Origin of the sequence: Streptomyces sp. NPDC006385 (genome assembly GCF_040612485.1) — a bacterium.
Taxonomy (GTDB): domain Bacteria; phylum Actinomycetota; class Actinomycetes; order Streptomycetales; family Streptomycetaceae; genus Streptomyces.
Window position 1 is genome coordinate 128,139 of sequence record NZ_JBEXQG010000019.1, and the last position, 17,049, is coordinate 145,187.

The window sequence follows — 17,049 nt, forward strand, 5'->3', positions numbered from 1 at the left end:
TGCCCTCGGCACCACCCACCCCGAGGAGCGGACCTCGTGACAGTCCACCCCGAGCTGCGCCGTGCCGCACGGCACGCCCGGCGCCCCCTGCTCGCGGCCACCCTCCTGCAAGGGGCCGTCGCACTCACCCACCTCGCGCAGGCCGTGCTGCTCGCCGTCGCCCTCGCCGAGCTGGCCGGGGGCGGCACGCACCGGCTCGCGCCGCTCCTCGGAACCGTGCTCGGCGTCGTCGCCGCCCGGGCCGCGCTCGGCACCTGGCAGCGACGCGTCGCCATCCGCGCCGGCGCGCAGGTCAGGGTGCGCCTGAGGGACGAACTCCTCGCCCACCTCGGACGGCTCGGGCCCGCGCATCTCACCACCGCCCGCGCCGGGGCCGTGCGCACCACGCTCGTCGACGGGGTCGAGGGCGTCGACGCCTACGTCTCCCGCTACCTGCCCCAGCTCCTCATCACCCTCACCCTGCCGCCCCTGCTGCTCGCCGCCATGGCCGCCATCGAACCGCGCGCCCTCCTCGGCCTCGTCCCCGCCCTGCTGCTCGCCCTGGTCGGCCCGCGCGCCTGGGACCGGCTCCTCGCCAGGCGCGGCAAAGAACACTGGGACACCTACGAGAGTCTGGGCGCCGACTATCTGGAGGCCCTCCAGGGCATGCCCGCCCTGCGGGCCGCGGGCGCCGTCGGACGCGCCCGGGAACGGCTCGAGGAGCGTTCGACGGCACTGCACCGCGCGACCGTCGCCAAGCTCCGCGTGTCGCTCGTCGACACCGGCCTGACCGACCTGGCCATCCAGGGCGGCGTCGTGGCCGCCGCGCTGCTCGGCTGCTGGTCGGCCGTCACCGGAGCCACCACGGCGACGGGCACCTATCTGCTGCTGCTCCTCGCCTCCGAGTGCTTCCGGCCCGTCCGCGACCTGTCCCGCGAATGGCACGCCGGGTACCTGGGCGTGTCGGCCGCGGACGGGCTCGCGGCGCTGCGCACCGCCGAAGCCGCCGTTCCCGACACGGGAACAGCGCAGGCACACTGGCCGACCCCGCCCGAACTGCGCTTCGAGGACGTCGAGTTCCGTTACGACGGCGCGGAGGCACCCGCCCTCCGCGGGGTCACCTTCACCGCCGAGGCAGGACGCACCACGGCGATCGTCGGCCCCTCGGGCGCCGGCAAATCCACCTTGCTCGCCCTGCTCCTGCGCCATCGCGACCCGCAGCAGGGCCGCATCGGCATCGGCGGCCGCGACGTGACCGAGTACGCGCTGGACTCGCTGCGGCAGGGCATCGCCGTCGTCTCCCAGGAGACGTACCTCTTCCACGCCACCATCGCCGACAACCTGCGCCTGGCACGGCCGGCCGCCACGGACGACGAGCTCGTACGGGCGGCCCGCACCGCCGGCATCCACGACGAGATCGCCGCCCTTCCCGACGGCTACGCCACCGTCCTCGGCGAACGCGGCGCCACCCTGTCCGGCGGCCAGCGCCAGCGACTCGCCCTCGCCCGCGCCCTGCTGGCCGATGCCCCGGTACTCGTCCTCGACGAGGCCACCAGCGCGGTCGACGAACGCCGCGAGGCCGACATCGTCCGCCATCTGCTCGACGCCGTGGACGGCCGCACGGTCCTGGTGGTCGCCCACCGGCTCGCCGCGGCCCGGCACGCCGACCGCATCGTGGTCCTGGACGGCGGACGCGTGGACGCGGTCGGCCAACACGCCGAGCTCGTCGAAGCCGGCGGCGTCTACGCCGAACTCGTCAGGACGGGCCGCACCCATGAAGAAGGGCTCGCCGCATGAGCAGCAGCACCACCCACGGCACCACGGCCGCCTCCGGGCCCGCGCGTGGCTCACTGCGCGCCCTGCTGCCCGCTCTCACCGGGCACCGGGGCATGATGGCCCGCACCTGCGCCGCCGCACTCGTCGAACAGGGTTCGCTGGTCGCGCTGTTGACGCTGGCCGCGCACACCGTCGGAACCGCCGTCATCGAGGACCGCGCCCCCTCGCCCGGTACCGTCACCGCACTCGCCGTCCTCGTCCTCGTGCGCGCCCTGACGACCTGGCGCGAGATGGACCTCTCGCACGACCTGGCCTACCGGGTGCTGGCCGAACTGCGGGTGCGGATCTTCGACGGGCTCGCCCGCAGCGCGCCCGCCCGGGTGGCCGGCAAACGCAGCGGAGACCTGGCCGCCACCGCGATGGCCGACGTGGAGGCACTGGAGTTCTTCTACGCCCACACCACGGCCCAACTCCTCGCATCGGGCGTGCTGTTCACCGGCGGTACCGCCGCACTGGCCACGGTGGAACCCTGGTTGTCGGCGGCGGTGCTGCCGGTCGCCGCGCTGCTCGCCGTGGCGCCCTTCGCCGACGCGCGCTCACGCGCGGTGCGTGGAGCCCGCACCCGAGCGGCGTCCGCGCAGCTCTCGGCCGACACCGTGGAGACCGTCGACGGGCTGCGCGAACTGCTGGCCTTCGGCGGGCTCGCCGCGCGGCGCCGCCTGCTCGCCCGACAGGGCCGAAAGGTGGGCGAGGCCCAGCGGGCCGAGGCCACCTGGGAGGCCCTGGCCGTCGCGGTCCGCGACGCCCTCATCGTGCTGGCGGTCCTCGGCGTGGTGGCTGCCGCGGCCCAGTCCGTGACCTCCGGGCGGCTGCACGGCGCATGGGCCCCGGCGGCGATGGCACTGGCTCTGTCGGTGCTGGGCCCGGTCGCCGAGTCGGCCAGAGCTCTCAGCCAGGCCGTGGGACTGCGCGCCGCGGCCGCCCGCGTCGACGCGGCCCTGAAAGCCCCCGCGCTCGCCCCGCCGCCCGCCACACCCCGCCCGCTTCCCCCGGGCCCGCTGGGCGTCCGACTGGACCGGGTGAGCTTCGACTACGGGGGCCGGCCCGTGCTGGACGGCGTCGACCTGACGGTCCCCGCCGGGCGGACCCTCGCCCTGGTCGGCGCCTCGGGCGCCGGCAAGTCGACCTGCGCCCACCTGCTGGCCCGCTTCTGGGACCCGTCCACGGGAGCCGTCCTGCTCATGCCCGACGGCGAGGACCCCGTCGACCTGCGCCACCTCACCGACGCCCAACTCCGCGATGCCGTCGCCGTGGTGGGCCAGGACACCCCTCTCTTCCACGGCACCCTCGCCGACAACCTGCGCCTCGCCGCACCGGACGCCGGGGAACACCTGCTCGCCGAAACGGCCCGGCTGTGCGGCATCGACCGGATCGCCCCCATGGACACCCTCGTCGGCGAGCGCGGCTCCACCCTCTCGGGCGGCCAGCGCGCCCGCGTCGCCCTCGCCCGCGCCCTGCTGGCCGAGCCCAGAGTCCTCGTACTGGACGAGACCACCGCCCACCTGGACAACGCCTCGGACGCCCGACTCGCCGCCGCGATCGGCACGGCAGACCGCACCACCATCGTCATCGCCCACCGCCCCGCCACCATGCGCCGCGCCGACCGCATCGCCGTCCTCGAAGCCGGCCGCATCGCGGAACAGGGCACCTGGGAGGAGCTCACCGCCCGCCGCGACAGCGCACTCAACCGCGTGCTCGGGCAAGCGGGAGAGTGACTCGCCGGCCGCGGTGAGCGGAGCGCGCCCGGTCTCCCTCAGCTCGCGCAGCTGCGGGCCCGGTCCGGGGAGTCAGGGGAGCGCTCCCAGCGGCGTGATGTTTCTCCTTCGTCCCCGCGGGGCTGGCAGTCGGCGCAGATGCCGGAGAGTTCGACGGTGTGCTGCACCGCGGTGTAGCCGGTGTCGGCGGCGATCCGTCCGGCCCACTGCTCCACGACGTCCGAGTCGACCGGGCGGCTGCGGCCGCAGGCGCGGCACAGCAGGTAGTGGCGGTGGCCGTCGGCGGGGCGCGGCCGGTAGAGCCTTTCGCCGGCGTCGTCGCGTACGACGTCCGCGCCACCCGACGCCTCCAGATCACGCAGGGCGCGATAGACCGTGGTCAGGCCGATCCGGACCCCGTCCTCGACGAGCAGGGTGTGCAACTCCTGAGCCGAGACGAAGTCCTGACGGCTGGCGAGCGCCCGCATGACCGCCCTCCGCTGCCGGGTGGTCCGGCCGCCCATGGCAGCTCCCTCCTGCGCTTGCCGAATCGACGAAGGCTTATATGAACATGATATCCACAGCCATATGAATGCCGGCTCATGCATGGGCGGCCGAAGCGCTCAGAGCGCCCGCCGGACCTACGGCAGACGGAGGAGATTGCGGCGGTACTCCTCGACCTGTGGCAGCCGCTGCTCGGCCAGGCCCGACAGCATCTCCTGGTACGCGGCGGGCAGCCGGTCGTGCACACGCGCGGGCAGCGTGGTGAGCGTGTGCGACGTGAGGAGCCGGGCGCCGGGCGGCCAGACCTCCGGCTCGGCCGGGTCGGCACAGGCCCACCGCATGCGGGCCTCGACCTTGCTCAGCGCGTCGTGCCGGCAGCGCGGATGCTGACCGAACGGCTGTGGGCGATGACTCTGACGGCCTCGCTGCTCGGCGGCACGGGCTCGCTGGCGGGGCTGTACGTGTCGTACGCCTACGACCTGGCCGCGGGCGGCTCCATCGTCTGCGTGCTGACCGCCCTGTTCGCTCTGACTCGCCGGGGCGGTGCTGTCCGGCCGCACGCGTTCCCTCGGCCGGCTGCGCCGGGCCAAGCCCGTGGACCGCGCGGCCGTCGAGGAGGCCCTGGAGCTGGTCGGCCTCGCCGACCTGCGCCGGCGCCCGATCGGCGAGCTCCGCGCTTTCTTCACCGACACGCCCCGCCGCGCCGCCGGCCGGGGACGCGTCGTCGTCGGCGCCGGTGCCGGACGCGCCGTCGTCCGCCGTGCCCGTCCCGCCCCCGCCGGAGGAGGCGCCGCTGCAAAAAGAGGGCAATGGGTTGTGCGGGATCCATGGGGGAGCCGCGAGGAGTGCGCCGAAACGGTGACGGCCGCCCGGCGAGAAGCCGGGCGGCCGTCGAGGTGGTGCTGTGTCCCGCGAACGCGGTGTTATTCCTGCGCGTGCCGGATGGCGTCGAGCACGATGTGCGCGACGTGGTCGTCGGTGAGGGTGTACTGCGTCTCCCGCGCCTTGCGCCGGGCGGTGACGATCCGGGAAGTGCGCAGCACCCTCAGGTGCTGGGACACCAGTGGCTGGCTCACGTCCAGGGCGTCGACCAGTTCATGGACGTACTTCGCGCCACCGGACAGTTCGCGCACGATCCCCAGACGTACAGGTGAGGCCAGTGCGCGCAGCAGCTCGCTCGCCGCCTGTAGGTCCTGATGGGCCGGCTCGTCCGGCGGGGGAGGGGAAGTCGTTGTCACATGCATACATTAGCATGTGGCAACGATTTCCAGTTCCGAGGTGACCGTTCGGCCGGCGCCGTGCCGGTGAACTGGGCTTTTCAGTGATCGTCCCAGTGTCCGTCGTGTGCGGCGTGACGGTGGCCGTCGTGCACGTAGTCGGTGTGATCGCCGTGCGGCACGGCCACGTGGCCGCAGCCCTCGCCGTGCTGATGGTCGTGGCCCTCGTGGACGGCGTGACCGGCGGCGGCGCACTCGTCGACGTGGTCGTCGTGCACCCGGTGCATGTGGCCGTCGTGGGCGTAGTCGGTGTGGTCGTCGTGCGGGATGGCGACGTGACCGCAGCCGTCGCCGTGGGCGTGGGTGTGGTCCTCGTGGGTGCGGTGTTCGGTGGCAGTGCTCATGGGGGGGCTCCTTGCTTGTGCTTGCGGCCGCCCGTGGTTCTCCTGTGCGGGCGACTTGGCAACATTAACATATAGCGATTCATGCATGAGTCAGGCGGCGGCGGCCGCTGATCACCGCTTCGATCTTCGCTCGCCGAAGGTCATCGGTGGGTCAAGCGGCCCCAATGGCTTGGGGAAGGTGACGCTCGGGGCGGGTGCTCGGGTGCTCGGGTGCTCGGGTGCTCGGGTGCTCGGGTGCTCTGGTGCTCTGGTGCTCTGGTGCTCGTCGATGCGCGTGTCGCCCGGGGCGACGACCGGGACGGTGTTGCCGACGAGGACTCGCAGGCAGGCGCTCTGGGGTGAGCGTGACGACGGAGTCGTCCGCGCGCGGCCGAACGGCTTCCAGCCGCTGCGGTCGATGCCGGGCGGGAAGGCGGCGACGGCTCCGGATCACCGCCCTGCGGACCCTTCAGCCGTCGGACGGCACGAGCCCCGAGACGATCGCGTCGCCGGCCGCGGCCGGGTCCGAGGTCAGCCCGGGCGACTCGACAGGTTGGTTGAGCGTTAATCCATTGCCTGTGTGGGTGGGCCCTGGTGCACTGCACACGACCCGTCGTCACGCACAGAGGAGCAGCGATGCGCACTGCGTTCATGTCCCCCCAGGAAGGAACGACCCCCTCATCGAAGGACATGACGCTTCGTGCACTCGCTCAACCTCGGAATCCTCGCCCATGTCGACGCGGGTAAGACCAGCCTGACCGAACGCCTGCTGCACACCGCGGGCGTGATCGACGAGATCGGCAGCGTCGACGCCGGGAACACACAGACCGACTCCCTCGCGCTGGAGCGGCAGCGCGGCATCACCATCAAGTCCGCCGTCGTGTCCTTCGCGCTCGACGACGTGACCGTCAACCTGATCGACACCCCCGGCCACCCGGACTTCATCGCCGAGGTGGAGCGGGTGCTCGGCGTGCTCGACGGTGCCGTGCTGGTCGTGTCGGCCGTCGAGGGAGTCCAGCCGCAGACGCGGGTCCTGATGCGCACGCTGCAACGGCTGCGCATTCCGACCCTCGTGTTCGTCAACAAGATCGACCGACGCGGGGCGCGGTACGACGCCGTCCTGCGGGCCGTCTCCGAACGGCTCACGGCGTCCGTCGTACCGATGGGAACGGCCCGCGCGCTCGGCACCCGCGCCGCGCGGTTCCTCCCCGGTCTCGGCCCGTCCGCGCTGGACGTCCTCACCGACCTCGACGAGGACCTGCTGGCCGAGTACGTCGACGGCACGGTCTCCTCCGCCCGCCTGCGCACGGCCCTCGTCGACCGGACCCGGCAGGCCCTCGTCCACCCGGTGTACTTCGGCTCCGCCGTCACGGGCGCGGGCGTCGACGCGCTGATCGCCGGGATCAAGGAACTGCTGCCCGCCGCCTGCGGCGACCCCGACGGACCGGTCTCGGGCACCGTCTTCAAGGTGGAGCGGGGACCGGCGGGGGAGAAGGTCGCGTACGCCCGGATGTTCTCCGGGACCCTGCGGACCCGCGACCGGATCCGCTTCGGCGCGGCCGGTGAACCGAGAGCCTCCGGGGCGGCCGACGACGCCGACGCCCAGGGCGACACCCGCGCCGAGGGGCGGATCACCGCGATCAGCGTCTTCGACCAGGGCGCGGACGTCCGGGGCGACACCGTCCCCGCCGGGCGGATCGCCAAGCTGTGGGGCCTGACCGACATCAGGATCGGCGACGCCCTCGGTGAACCCCGCAAGGCGTACGGGCACTTCTTCGCCCCGCCCACCCTCGAAACGGTCGTCGTCCCGGCCGGTGGCACGGACCGGCGGGCACTGCACCGCGCCCTCACCCGGCTCGCCGAACAGGACCCGCTGATCGACCTGCGTCACGACGAGGTGCGGCAGGAGATCTTCGTCTCCCTCTACGGCGAGGTGCAGAAGGAGGTCATCCAGGCCACGCTCGCCGACGAGTTCGGCCTCGACGTCACCTTCCGCGAGACGACACCTCTGTGCGTCGAGCGGCTGGTCGGCTCGGGCGCGGCGGTCGAGTTCAAGAAGAGGGACGCGAACCCCTTCCTCGCGACGGTCGGCCTGCGCGTCGACCCGACGCCGACGGGATCGGGCGTGGACTTCCGGCTGGAGGTGGAGCTGGGCTCGATGCCGTACGCCTTCTTCAAGGCCGTCGAGGACACCGTCCGCGAGACGCTCGGCCAGGGGCTGCACGGCTGGCAGGTCCCCGACTGCACGGTCACCATGACCCACTCCGGCTACGCGCCGCGGCAGAGCCACGCCCACCAGGGCTTCGACAAGAGCATGTCCAGCACCGGCTACGACTTCCGCGGCCTGACCCCGCTGGTCCTCATCGAGGCTCTGCGCAGGGCGGGCACCGAGGTCCGCGAGCCGATGCACCGCTTCCGCATCGAGGCCCCGACCGACACCCTGGCCGCACTGCTGCCGGTGCTGACGAGGCTGCGCGCGGTGCCGCGGACCACCGAGACCCGGGGCGCCTCCTGCGCGCTGGAGGGCTCGGTGCCCGCGGCCCACGTGCACGAACTGGAGCAGCAGTTGCCTGGGCTGACGCGCGGCGAGGGCGAACTGGAGAGCGCCTTCGACCACTACGCGCCCGCCCCGCGCGGTACGGCCCCGGAGCGCCGCCGTACCGGCCTCAACCCGCTGAACCGGAAGGAGTACCTGTTGAACCTGACGCGCAGAGTGGCGGGTTGAGGTGGCCGAGACTGAACTTACTCCAGAGTCAGCGGTGTTGACTGTGACCTGAAACCACCGGACTGTAGTGGTCATGCCGACCATTCGGACGCGTCTACTGGTTGTCCTCTTCGTCCTCTTCGGGTCCTTGACGGTGGCGGGCCCCTCTCCCGCCACCGCCGCCGCCCTTCCCGGTTCCCTCTGGTTCGACGAAACTCCCCTCACCGTGCAGAACGGCCGCTTCACCGACGGCCACGGCCGCGAGGTCGTGCTGCGCGGCTACAACGTCTCGGGCGAGACCAAACTGGCCGAGAACAACGGTCTGCCCTTCGCCTCGGTCGCCGACGCCAAGAAGTCCGCGACCGCGCTGCGCGACCTCGGCGGCGGCAACTCGATCCGCTTCCTGCTCTCCTGGGCCTACGCGGAACCCGTACGCGGCCAGGTGGACACCACCTATCTGGCCGCCGCCACCGCCCAGATACGCGCCTTCCTCGACGCGGGCATCCGCGTCTACCCCGACTTCCACCAGGACCTCTACTCCCGGCACCTGTTCGACCCCGACAGCTGGTACACCGGCGACGGCGCCCCCAAGTGGGCCGTGGACGCCGGGAACTACCCGGACGAGAACTGCGGGCTGTGCCTGTTCTGGGGCCAGAACATCACCCAGAACGAGGCCGTGAAGCAGGCGTCGTACGACTTCTGGCACAACGAGTACGGCCTCCAGGACGCCTTCCTGGCCACCGCCGAGAAGACGATGGCGTACGTCAAGCAGCACATGTCCGCCGCCCAGTTCGCGGGCGTCGTAGGCTTCGACCCGTACAACGAGCCCCACGCCGGCGTCTACGACTCCGGGCAGACCAGCCGTGCCTGGGAACGCGACGTGCTCTGGCCGTTCTACGAGAAGTTCCGGGCGCGCATGGACGCGGCCGGCTGGCGGGACAAGCCGCTGTTCGCCGAGCCGAACCTCTTCTGGAACGCCAACATCGACTTCCAGAAGCAGGAGGGCGGACTGCTCGACGCCGGCCCGCTCGGACCGCGGTACGTCTTCAACACCCACTTCTACGACCAGAAGGCCATCTCCGGCGTCTTCATGTGGGGCAAGGCGGCCGACGGCCAGTACGCCGGCGACTTCGGCGCGGTCCGCGACCGTGCCTCGGCCGCCCGCACGCCCGCGATCGTCAGCGAGTTCGGCCACCCGCTGGCGGGTTCGGTCTCCGACAAGGCGCCGACCGTGCTCAAGGCGATGTACCAGGCCCTCGACTCCCGCGTCCCGGGCAAGAGCTGGTGGTCGAACCCGACCGGCTCCGGCCCGGTGCTGTCCGGTTCGCAGTGGCAGTGGGACATCTACAACGGACGCCACCGCGAGCTGATGAACGGCAACCCCGACAAGGTCCTCACCGCCGGTGACGCCTGGAACGAGGAGGACCTGTCCGCCGTACGCCTCGACGACTCCGGAACGCCGGTCCTGCGGCAGGACGCCCGGCTGCTGGACCGCCTCTACCCGAGCGCCACGTCCGGCCAGAACGTCGCCTTCACCTACGAGGACCGCTCACACGACGGCGACACGACCCTGACCTGGAACCCGGTGCCCAGCTCACTGCCCAACGTGGCGCAGCTCGTGGGATCGGGCCAGTACGGGCTGCTGGTGTGGCGCTCCAACAGTGGCTCGGCGCCGACCGAGCTGCACCTTCCGGCGTCCTTCCCGACCGGGTCCACCACGGTGGTCTCCGACCTGGGCACGGTGCACGCACCGCCGTCGTACTCCTCTACGACCCCGGTCGGCGTGGCCGCCGAACCCGGCGGCACGGGCAGCCGCCGCCTGCTCCTGACCGACACGGACTCCGGCGTCCTGCACTACGCGCTGGTCACGAACGGCGCGAGCACTGCCTCGACCGCTCAGCTGAACGCCGCACGGTCCGAGCTCTCCGCGTGGGCCGCGCGGACCGTCGGACGGTAGCCCTGTTTGACCCTCCCCTTACGTCAGGCTCCACGCTGGAGCCTGACGAAAGGGCAGGTGAATGAGCTACTCCGTGGGGCAGGTCGCGGCCTTCGCCGGGGTGACCGTGCGCACGCTGCACCACTACGACCGGGCGGGACTGCTCTCGCCCAGTGGTCGCAGCGGCGCCGGTTACCGGCTGTACAACGACACCGATCTGGCGCGGCTCCAGCAGATCCTCTTCTACCGCGAACTCGGCTTCTCCCTCGACGAGATCGCCGAGATCCTCAAGGACCCGCAGACGAACGCCCTGGAGCATCTCCAGTCCCGGCTGCGGCAGTTGGGCGAGGAGATCGGCCGGCTCCAGCGCCTTGCCGAGGTCGCCGAGCAGGCCATCGAGGTCCAGCGGACGGGGGTGGCGCTGACCCCCGCCGAACGCTTCGAGGTCTTCGGCGAGATCGCCTTCGACCTCAGCTACGCCACCGAGGCCCAGCTCAAGTGGCGGGACTCGGCGGGGCAGAAGGAGTCGATGGCGCGCGCCGCCGCCCACACCAAGGAGGACTGGCGGCGGCTCATGGGCGAGGCCGCCGCCTGGCGCGCGGAACTCCTCGCGGCCTTCGACGAGGGCGAGCCGTACGACGGTGAGCGGGCCATGGACCTCGCCGAGGAACACCGGCTGCACATCGCCCGCTGGTTCACCACCTGCCCGCCCGACACGCACCGGCGCATCGCGGACGACTTCGCCGCCGATCCACGCGCCTTCGCGCTCGTCGTACCGCCGTCGCAGCAGCGGCCGGGCCTCGCCGGCTATATGCGCGGGGCCGTCCACGCGAACGCGGCCCGTCGCGCGGACCAGGAGGAGGACCGATGAGGATCCTGATCGCCGCCGCCGGATCACGCGGCGACGTCGCGCCCTACACGGGCCTGGGGGCGGGACTGCGCGAAGCCGGGCACGACGTCACCCTCGCCACGACCGACGCCTTCGCGCCCCTCGTGAGGGAGGCCGGGCTCGGATTCCGCGGCCTGCCCGCGCGCCCGCAGGCGCGGGGCGCGGTCGAGGGCAGACGTGAACTGATGCGGGCCGCCGCCGCGTTCGTCACCGACCTCGGCAGGGGGTTCGCCGACGCGGTGGAGCAGGGCACGGAGCTGCTCCTGCTGTCGGCCACCACCGCACAGCTCGGCTGGCACCTGGCCGAGGCCCTGGACATCCCGACGACAGGCGTCTACCTCCAACCCACCGCCCCGACCGGCGACTTCCCCCCGAACGTCATGGGCACCCGATCGTTCGGCCGCCCCGGCAACCGCGTCGCCGGACGCTTCGCCCTGCGCATGGCCGACCGTGTCTACGCCGAGGCCGTCACCGAGCTGCGCCGCCACCTGGACCTGCCTCCACTCGGCCCCGCCGAGATGCGCCGACGACAGGAACGGGCGAACCGGCCCGTCCTGCACGGCTTCAGCACGGCGCTCGTGCCGCGCCCGTCCGACTGGCGCGCGGGACTCGATGTCGTCGGCACCTGGTGGCCGTACGTCGCACCGGAGCGCCGGCTGCCGGCCGAGGTGGAGGACTTCCTCGCGGCCGGGGCGCGCCCGGTGTTCATCGGTTTCGGCAGCATGGCGGCCGGGCACGGCGAGCGGCTCGGCGAGATCGCGGTGCGGGCGCTGCGCCGAGCCGGGCTGCGCGGCATCCTCCAGGCGGGCAGCGCCGGCCTCGCCGCCGACGGCGACGACGTCCTGACCATCGACGACATACCCCACGCGCTGCTGTTCCCGAGGGTGGCGGCCGTGGTGCATCACGCCGGGGCGGGAACCACCGCGGCCGCCCTGGGCGCCGGAGTCCCGGCGATCCCGGTGCCGGTGACGGCGGATCAGCCGTTCTGGGCGGGACGGCTCGCCGCGACCGGTGCGGCCACCGATCCGATCCCCTTCGCGTCCCTCACCGCGGAGCGGCTCGCCGACGCGCTCGGTCGGGTCGTGCGGCAGCAGACGTACGCCCGTGCCGCCTCGGTCGCCGCGCGGCACATGGCGACCGAGGACGGGGTGGGGGCGGTGCTGAAGGCCCTGGGCTGATCAGCCGGCCGACGGACCGGCCCAGTCGGCCGGTACCCGGGCCAGCCGGACCCGCTGCGGGTGGTCGCCGACCGGGACGGACACCTGCTTGCGGCCGGTGGCGAAGTCGATGGCGGTGACCTGGTCGGTGCCGCTCTCGGAGACCACGCAGGACTTGCCGTCACCGCTGACCGTGGCCCAGTAGGGCTTGGAGGCGGTGACGAGCGGGCCCTCCTGGAGCGTGGTGCGGTTGACCACGGTGGCGTAGTCGTCCATCGTGCCCGCGACGCACAGCTTGCTGCCGTCGGGGCTCATCGAAAGGCCGTGGTGGCGCGAGTCGTTGACGTAGGTGGTGCGGTCGTCGCTGGTCGCGGCGTTCTTCGGCAGGGTCTTGGTCCGGGTGATCTTGTCGGTGGCCAGGTCGTACTCGAAGAAGCCGTTGAAGAACGACACCTGGAAGTACAGCTTCGACTCGTCCGGCGAGAACACGGCGGGCCGCACGGCGTCGGAGTGGTCCTTCAGCCCGAGCGCGTCCAGGCGCGGGCGCATGTCGATGACCTTGACCTGCTGGTACGTGGTCGCGTCGACGACCGTGATGCGCCGGTCGCCCTTCGTCCAGTCCAGCCACGGGGCGTCGGTCTGCGTGTTCACGTCGCCGATCGCCATGTTGTAGATGTACTTGCCGTCCTGGGTGAAGATGTTCTCGTGCGGCTTGTCTCCGGTGGCGAACTTGCCCAGCTCCTTGCCCGTGTCGATGTCCAGGACATGGACGGTGTTGGAGGTCGAGGCCGACACCGCGACCCGGGTGCCGTCGGGGGAGACCGCCATGTGGTCGGCGCGGTAACCGGAGACGGCGAAGCGCCAGTTGATGGCACCGGTGGCCAGATCGATGGACACCACGTCGGCGAAGCTCGGCCGGGAGACGACCATCGACCTGCCGTCCGGCGTGGAGTACATGTCGTCGACGAACTGGTCGTGGCCCTCGCCGACGCTGTTGCGGATCGCCATGAAGTAGATCCACTTGATGGGATCGGCGTTGATCTCCGCCATCCGTTCGTCCTTGTCGGGGATGACGTTGATACGGCCGATCTTCGCGAAGTCGCCGGAGGACTTGATGACATCGGCGGTCCCGTCCCAGTTGTTGCCGACGAACATCACCTCGCGCAGGGCGGCTGCGGAGGAGTCGGCGGCGGCGCTCGCGGGGGCGGCGGCGACGGTCAGGGCGAGTGCGGCGGCTACGGAGCACAGGTGCCTGGGTCCGATGGCAGGCATGTCTGCTCTCTTCCTCTGAGGTGGGGGGCTGTGACGGGGCCTAGTTGTGAACTGGGCATGCCAAAATGAAGGGAGGGATCTGAACACAACCGCTTTCAGAATCAACTTACTGAAAAGTAAGGACGGGGGGCCCTTCTCCACAAGACCGCGGACACGACAAAATTGGCCGTCGGTTCGGCGAGGTGGTGGGAGGACAGTGTGGCGGGCAGGCTCAAAGCGCCCACCGGTCGCTACGGCGGCAAGTCGGCCGTGGAACGGCAGGCCGAGCGGCGGCGCCGCTTCCTGGACGCGGCGCTCCAGTTGTTCGGTGACCGCCCGGGCTACCGGGGCACGACCGTCGCGGCACTGAGCGAGGCCGCGGGCCTGTCGACGCGTCAGTTCTACGAGGAGTTCCGCACCCTCGAGGACGTCCTGGCCGCCCTCCACCTCCAGGTCAACGCGTGGGCGGAGGAGGCGGTCCTGGCGGCGATCGCCGGCGCGGAGAACCTGCCGCTGGCCGAGCGCGCCACCCTGATCTTCCGCTCCTACGCCGCGAACGTCACCGCCGACCCGCGCCGCATCCGCCTCACCTTCGTCGAGATCGTCGGCGTCAGCCCCCGCCTGGAGGAGCAGCGCCTCGCCCGCCGCGCACGCTGGGTCGAACTCGTCTGCGCCGAGGTCGCCGCCGCCGTCACCCGCGGGGAGGCGGCGCCCCGCGACTACCGCCTCGCCGTGACGGCCTTCATCGGCAGCGTCAACGGGCTGCTGCACGACTGGAGCGCGGGGTGGGTGGAGGCGACCCTGGACGAGGTCGTCGACGAACTCGTCCGCATCCTGCTGGGAATCCTTCAGCCGACGGGGGCGGGGCTGGGCGGGGTTGAGGTGAGGGGTGACGGTGGGCCGGCCGTGAGGTAGGTGCGCATCGTGGTGTTGGGGGCGGTGGTGTTGGGGCGGATCCGGGGCGTTGGGGCTTGAGCTGTGGCGTTGGCGGCGGGCTCTGGCGTTGGTGCGAGCCGTGATGGTGTCGGCGGGCTGTGGTGTGGAGGCGGTCGGTCGTGGTGTTGGGGCGACCGTGGCGTGGGAGCAGAGCTGGGCGTTGGGGGCCGTGACTCGGGGGCGGAGCTGGGGGGTTGGGGCGACCGTGGCGTGAGGACGGAGCCGGGATGTCGGGGCGGTCGTGACGTGGTGGCGGGTCGGGGCCACGGGGTGAGCCGTGACGTTGGCGGCAGGCCGTGGCGTGGAGGCAGCCGTGGCATTGCGACGAGCCGTGGCGTGGAAGCGAAGCCGCGGTGTTGGAGCAGCTCATGGCGCTGGGGCGAGCCGTGGCGTCGCTCGGGCCGTCGGGCTCAGTCCTCGAAGCTGTTCACCGCCGCGAGGACGGGCGCCACACCGTCCTCGGCGCGCAGCGCGTCGGCCAGTGACCGGGCGCGGCGGCCGTAGGAGGGGTCGCCGGTCGCCTGGCGCAGGGCCGCTGTCAGGGCCTCGGCCGAGAACTTCCGCAGGGGCACGGCACAGGGCGCGACACCCAGCGCGACCAGGCGGGCGCCCCAGAAACCCTCGTCGAACTGGACCGGCAGGGGCACGGCCGGGACCCCGGCGCGCAGCCCGGCCGCGGTCGTGCCCGCACCGCAGTGGTGGACCACGGCGGCCATCCGCGGGAAAAGCGCGGAGTGCGGAACGTCGCCGATGGTCAGTACGTCGTCCCCGTCGGCTGCCAGGCCACCCCAGCCCCGCTGGATCACCCCGCGCAGCCCCGCCCGGCGCAGGGCGCCGGCGACCTCGGCACTCAGTCGCGTCGGATCGGGCACGGTCGCGCTGCCCAGGCCCACAAAGACGGGTGGCGGACCGGCGTCCAGGAAATCCCGTAGCACGGCGGGGAGTTGTGCCTCAGCGTCGTACGGCCACCAGTAACCCGCCATCTGCAGGTGCGGCCGCCAGTCGCGTGGCCGCCGTACGACCAGGGGGCTGAATCCGTGGAGGACGCGGCCCGTTCGGGTGGGGCGTGGCTTGCTTCGAGGCAGCCCCAGCCGCGCCCGCACATCCGGTACGGCGGCGGAGAATACGCGCTCGATGGCGAGGTTCACGCCGTGCCCGGCGAGGCGGTTGCCGAGACCGCCCCAGGAACGGCCCCCGAGCATCGGTGGCCCGAACTCCCGGGTGGGAGCGAGGGGTTGCAGAGGGAGGTCGATGCTCGGCAGCGCCAGGCCCTCGGCGATGGCATGGCCCAAGGGCGCGGTGGACCCTGCCAGGAGCAGGAGGTCACTGGAGCGTGCGGCCGCCAGCATGTCGTCCGTCATCCGCCCGGCCAGGGCCCGTGCCATCGCCACCACGCGCACGAGCTTGCCCGCGCCGGTCGCGCTCCGGTGCAGGCTCTGCCCGCGCGCGGACTCCAGCTCCGCCCGAGGATCCACCGGCAGCGGACGGAACCGCACGCCGGCCCCCGTCACGAGCCCCTCGAAGCGGCCGTGCGTGACCAGGGTGACCTCGTGCCCGGCCCGGGACAGGGCGTGCCCGAGTCCGGTGTAGGGGGCCACGTCGCCCCGGGAGCCCGCCGTCATGATGGCTACGCGCACCCGGTCAGTATGGCGGCGCGGGGTGCCGCGTGTGCGGACAGCGGCGAAGGGCGACCGGTCTTGGGGTCGGGAATGGCCGAGACGAGCGGGCTGGGACGGTCTCGTGGTGCGGAACGGGACGGTCTCGTCGTGGTGACGGCCTACGTCACGCACAGCACCACGACGCCGACAGCCGCCGTGACGGCCCACGCCAGCAGGCAGCCGGCCAGGAGGCGGCGTCGCAGCCCGCGGTAGGTCTCCTCGTACTCGTCCCGCAGGGTTCCGGCCCGCACCGCCGTGCGCTGCCAGGAGTCGCGGGCGAGTACGAGGTACTCCGCCTCGAAACGGCACTGGAGTTCCTCACGCTGACCGGATGTCAGCCAGTCGAGCGGCGCCGTGACACGGGCGGCCGCCGCCCGTCCCTCGGCACGGGCGGCCGCGAGCAGCAGATGGCCCTCGACGTCGTTGATCAGCGCGCGCGTGTCCATGCCGGTCATCGGGACGTCAACTCCCGCTCCGACGCGGGTGCTTCAGCGCGGCGAGGGTGGTGCAGGTCGAACGCCGGGGATTCGCTGCGGATGCGGGGGAGTGCCACGAAGTTGTGGCGCGGCGGCGGGCAGGAGGTGGCCCATTCCAGCGAGCGGCCGTAGCCCCACGGGTCGTCGGCCCCGACCGGCTCGCCGTATTTCGCGGTCTTCCAGAGGTTGTAGAAGAACGGCAGGATCGACGCGCCGAGCACGAACGAGAACACGGTCGACAAGGTGTTGAGCGGCGTCAGTCCCTCCACCGCCAGATAGTCGGGAATCCGGCGTTGCATTCCGTTCACGCCCAGCCAGTGCTGGACCAGGAAGGTGCCGTGGAAGCCGATGAACAGCGTCCAGAACGTGATCTTGCCGAGCCGCTCAAGCGGCGGCACTGCGGGCTGACACCCCACAGAGCACCGGCCA

Annotated in this window: 15 protein-coding genes and 1 pseudogene; 8 read left to right on the forward strand and 8 right to left on the reverse strand. The window is 72.2% G+C overall.

Annotation, left to right across the window (positions count from 1 at the left end):
• The first annotated feature begins 36 nt into the window (after positions 1–36).
• Both ABZ078_RS17760 and ABZ078_RS17765 read left to right on the forward strand, forming a co-directional pair.
• Positions 37–1,776: an ABC transporter ATP-binding protein gene (locus ABZ078_RS17760; protein ID WP_356576196.1), complete on the forward strand. Its 1,740-nt coding sequence runs from the start codon at positions 37–39 to the stop codon at positions 1,774–1,776.
• Positions 1,773–3,530 (forward strand): ABC transporter ATP-binding protein, encoded by a 1,758-nt coding sequence (locus ABZ078_RS17765; RefSeq protein ID WP_356576198.1) that lies wholly within the window; start codon positions 1,773–1,775, stop codon positions 3,528–3,530. The genes ABZ078_RS17760 and ABZ078_RS17765 overlap by 4 nt, the downstream gene beginning before the upstream one ends.
• Before the next feature lie 38 nt (positions 3,531–3,568).
• Here the strand turns inward: ABZ078_RS17765 and ABZ078_RS17770 are convergent, their stop codons facing one another.
• Both ABZ078_RS17770 and ABZ078_RS17775 read right to left on the reverse strand, forming a co-directional pair.
• The gene (locus tag ABZ078_RS17770; protein WP_356576200.1) at positions 3,569–4,033 is read right to left on the reverse strand and encodes a Fur family transcriptional regulator; all 465 of its coding nucleotides are present in this window, start codon (positions 4,031–4,033) and stop codon (positions 3,569–3,571) included.
• Between the two features lie 117 nt (positions 4,034–4,150).
• Positions 4,151–4,354 (reverse strand): hypothetical protein, encoded by a 204-nt coding sequence (locus ABZ078_RS17775; protein ID WP_356576202.1) that lies wholly within the window; start codon positions 4,352–4,354, stop codon positions 4,151–4,153.
• A 42-nt stretch (positions 4,355–4,396) separates the two neighbouring features.
• Here ABZ078_RS17775 and ABZ078_RS17780 point away from each other — a divergent pair.
• Positions 4,397–4,528 (forward strand): annotated as a pseudogene (locus tag ABZ078_RS17780) (metal ABC transporter permease); the annotation flags it as partial.
• Positions 4,529–4,936: 408 nt separating this feature from the next.
• On the opposite strand, the gene ABZ078_RS17785 reads toward ABZ078_RS17780, so the two are convergent.
• Together ABZ078_RS17785 and ABZ078_RS17790 are read right to left on the reverse strand one after the other, a co-directional pair.
• Entirely contained in the window at positions 4,937–5,251 is a 315-nt protein-coding gene (locus ABZ078_RS17785) for a metalloregulator ArsR/SmtB family transcription factor (RefSeq protein ID WP_356576204.1), read from the reverse strand.
• A gap of 80 nt (positions 5,252–5,331) precedes the next feature.
• A complete protein-coding gene (locus tag ABZ078_RS17790) occupies positions 5,332–5,634 on the reverse strand; it encodes a hypothetical protein (protein WP_356576206.1) in 303 nt (100 codons plus the stop codon).
• A gap of 679 nt (positions 5,635–6,313) precedes the next feature.
• Here ABZ078_RS17790 and ABZ078_RS17795 point away from each other — a divergent pair.
• From ABZ078_RS17795 to ABZ078_RS17810, 4 genes are all read left to right on the forward strand, one after another.
• Positions 6,314–8,338 (forward strand): translation factor GTPase family protein, encoded by a 2,025-nt coding sequence (locus ABZ078_RS17795; protein WP_356576208.1) that lies wholly within the window; start codon positions 6,314–6,316, stop codon positions 8,336–8,338.
• A 73-nt stretch (positions 8,339–8,411) separates the two neighbouring features.
• Positions 8,412–10,274 carry a cellulase family glycosylhydrolase gene (locus ABZ078_RS17800; protein ID WP_356576210.1) on the forward strand — a complete coding sequence of 621 codons (1,863 nt, stop codon included), beginning with the start codon at positions 8,412–8,414 and terminating at the stop codon, positions 10,272–10,274.
• Positions 10,275–10,335: 61 nt separating this feature from the next.
• Complete coding sequence (locus ABZ078_RS17805; protein WP_356576212.1) at positions 10,336–11,124, forward strand: MerR family transcriptional regulator; 789 nt, start codon at positions 10,336–10,338, stop codon at positions 11,122–11,124.
• Positions 11,121–12,320, forward strand: a complete 1,200-nt coding sequence (locus tag ABZ078_RS17810) for a glycosyltransferase (protein WP_356576214.1) — start codon at positions 11,121–11,123, stop codon at positions 12,318–12,320. Before ABZ078_RS17805 ends, ABZ078_RS17810 begins: the two co-directional genes overlap by 4 nt.
• Here the strand turns inward: ABZ078_RS17810 and ABZ078_RS17815 are convergent, their stop codons facing one another.
• Positions 12,321–13,571 carry a YncE family protein gene (locus ABZ078_RS17815; RefSeq protein WP_356576216.1) on the reverse strand — a complete coding sequence of 417 codons (1,251 nt, stop codon included), beginning with the start codon at positions 13,569–13,571 and terminating at the stop codon, positions 12,321–12,323. It lies immediately after the preceding gene.
• Positions 13,572–13,769: 198 nt separating this feature from the next.
• On the opposite strand from ABZ078_RS17815, the gene ABZ078_RS17820 reads away from it, so the two are divergent.
• Entirely contained in the window at positions 13,770–14,465 is a 696-nt protein-coding gene (locus ABZ078_RS17820) for a TetR/AcrR family transcriptional regulator (RefSeq protein ID WP_356576218.1), read from the forward strand.
• Positions 14,466–14,896: 431 nt separating this feature from the next.
• On the opposite strand, the gene ABZ078_RS17825 is transcribed toward ABZ078_RS17820, so the two are convergent.
• The 3 genes from ABZ078_RS17825 to ABZ078_RS17835 all read right to left on the reverse strand — a co-directional run.
• The gene (locus ABZ078_RS17825; protein ID WP_356576232.1) at positions 14,897–16,108 is read right to left on the reverse strand and encodes a glycosyltransferase; all 1,212 of its coding nucleotides are present in this window, start codon (positions 16,106–16,108) and stop codon (positions 14,897–14,899) included.
• A gap of 155 nt (positions 16,109–16,263) precedes the next feature.
• Positions 16,264–16,599 (reverse strand): hypothetical protein, encoded by a 336-nt coding sequence (locus ABZ078_RS17830; RefSeq protein ID WP_356576220.1) that lies wholly within the window; start codon positions 16,597–16,599, stop codon positions 16,264–16,266.
• The coding region (locus tag ABZ078_RS17835; RefSeq protein ID WP_356576222.1) for a cbb3-type cytochrome c oxidase subunit I at positions 16,596–17,049 on the reverse strand (454 nt) is incomplete at its 5' end. The genes ABZ078_RS17835 and ABZ078_RS17830, both read right to left, overlap by 4 nt.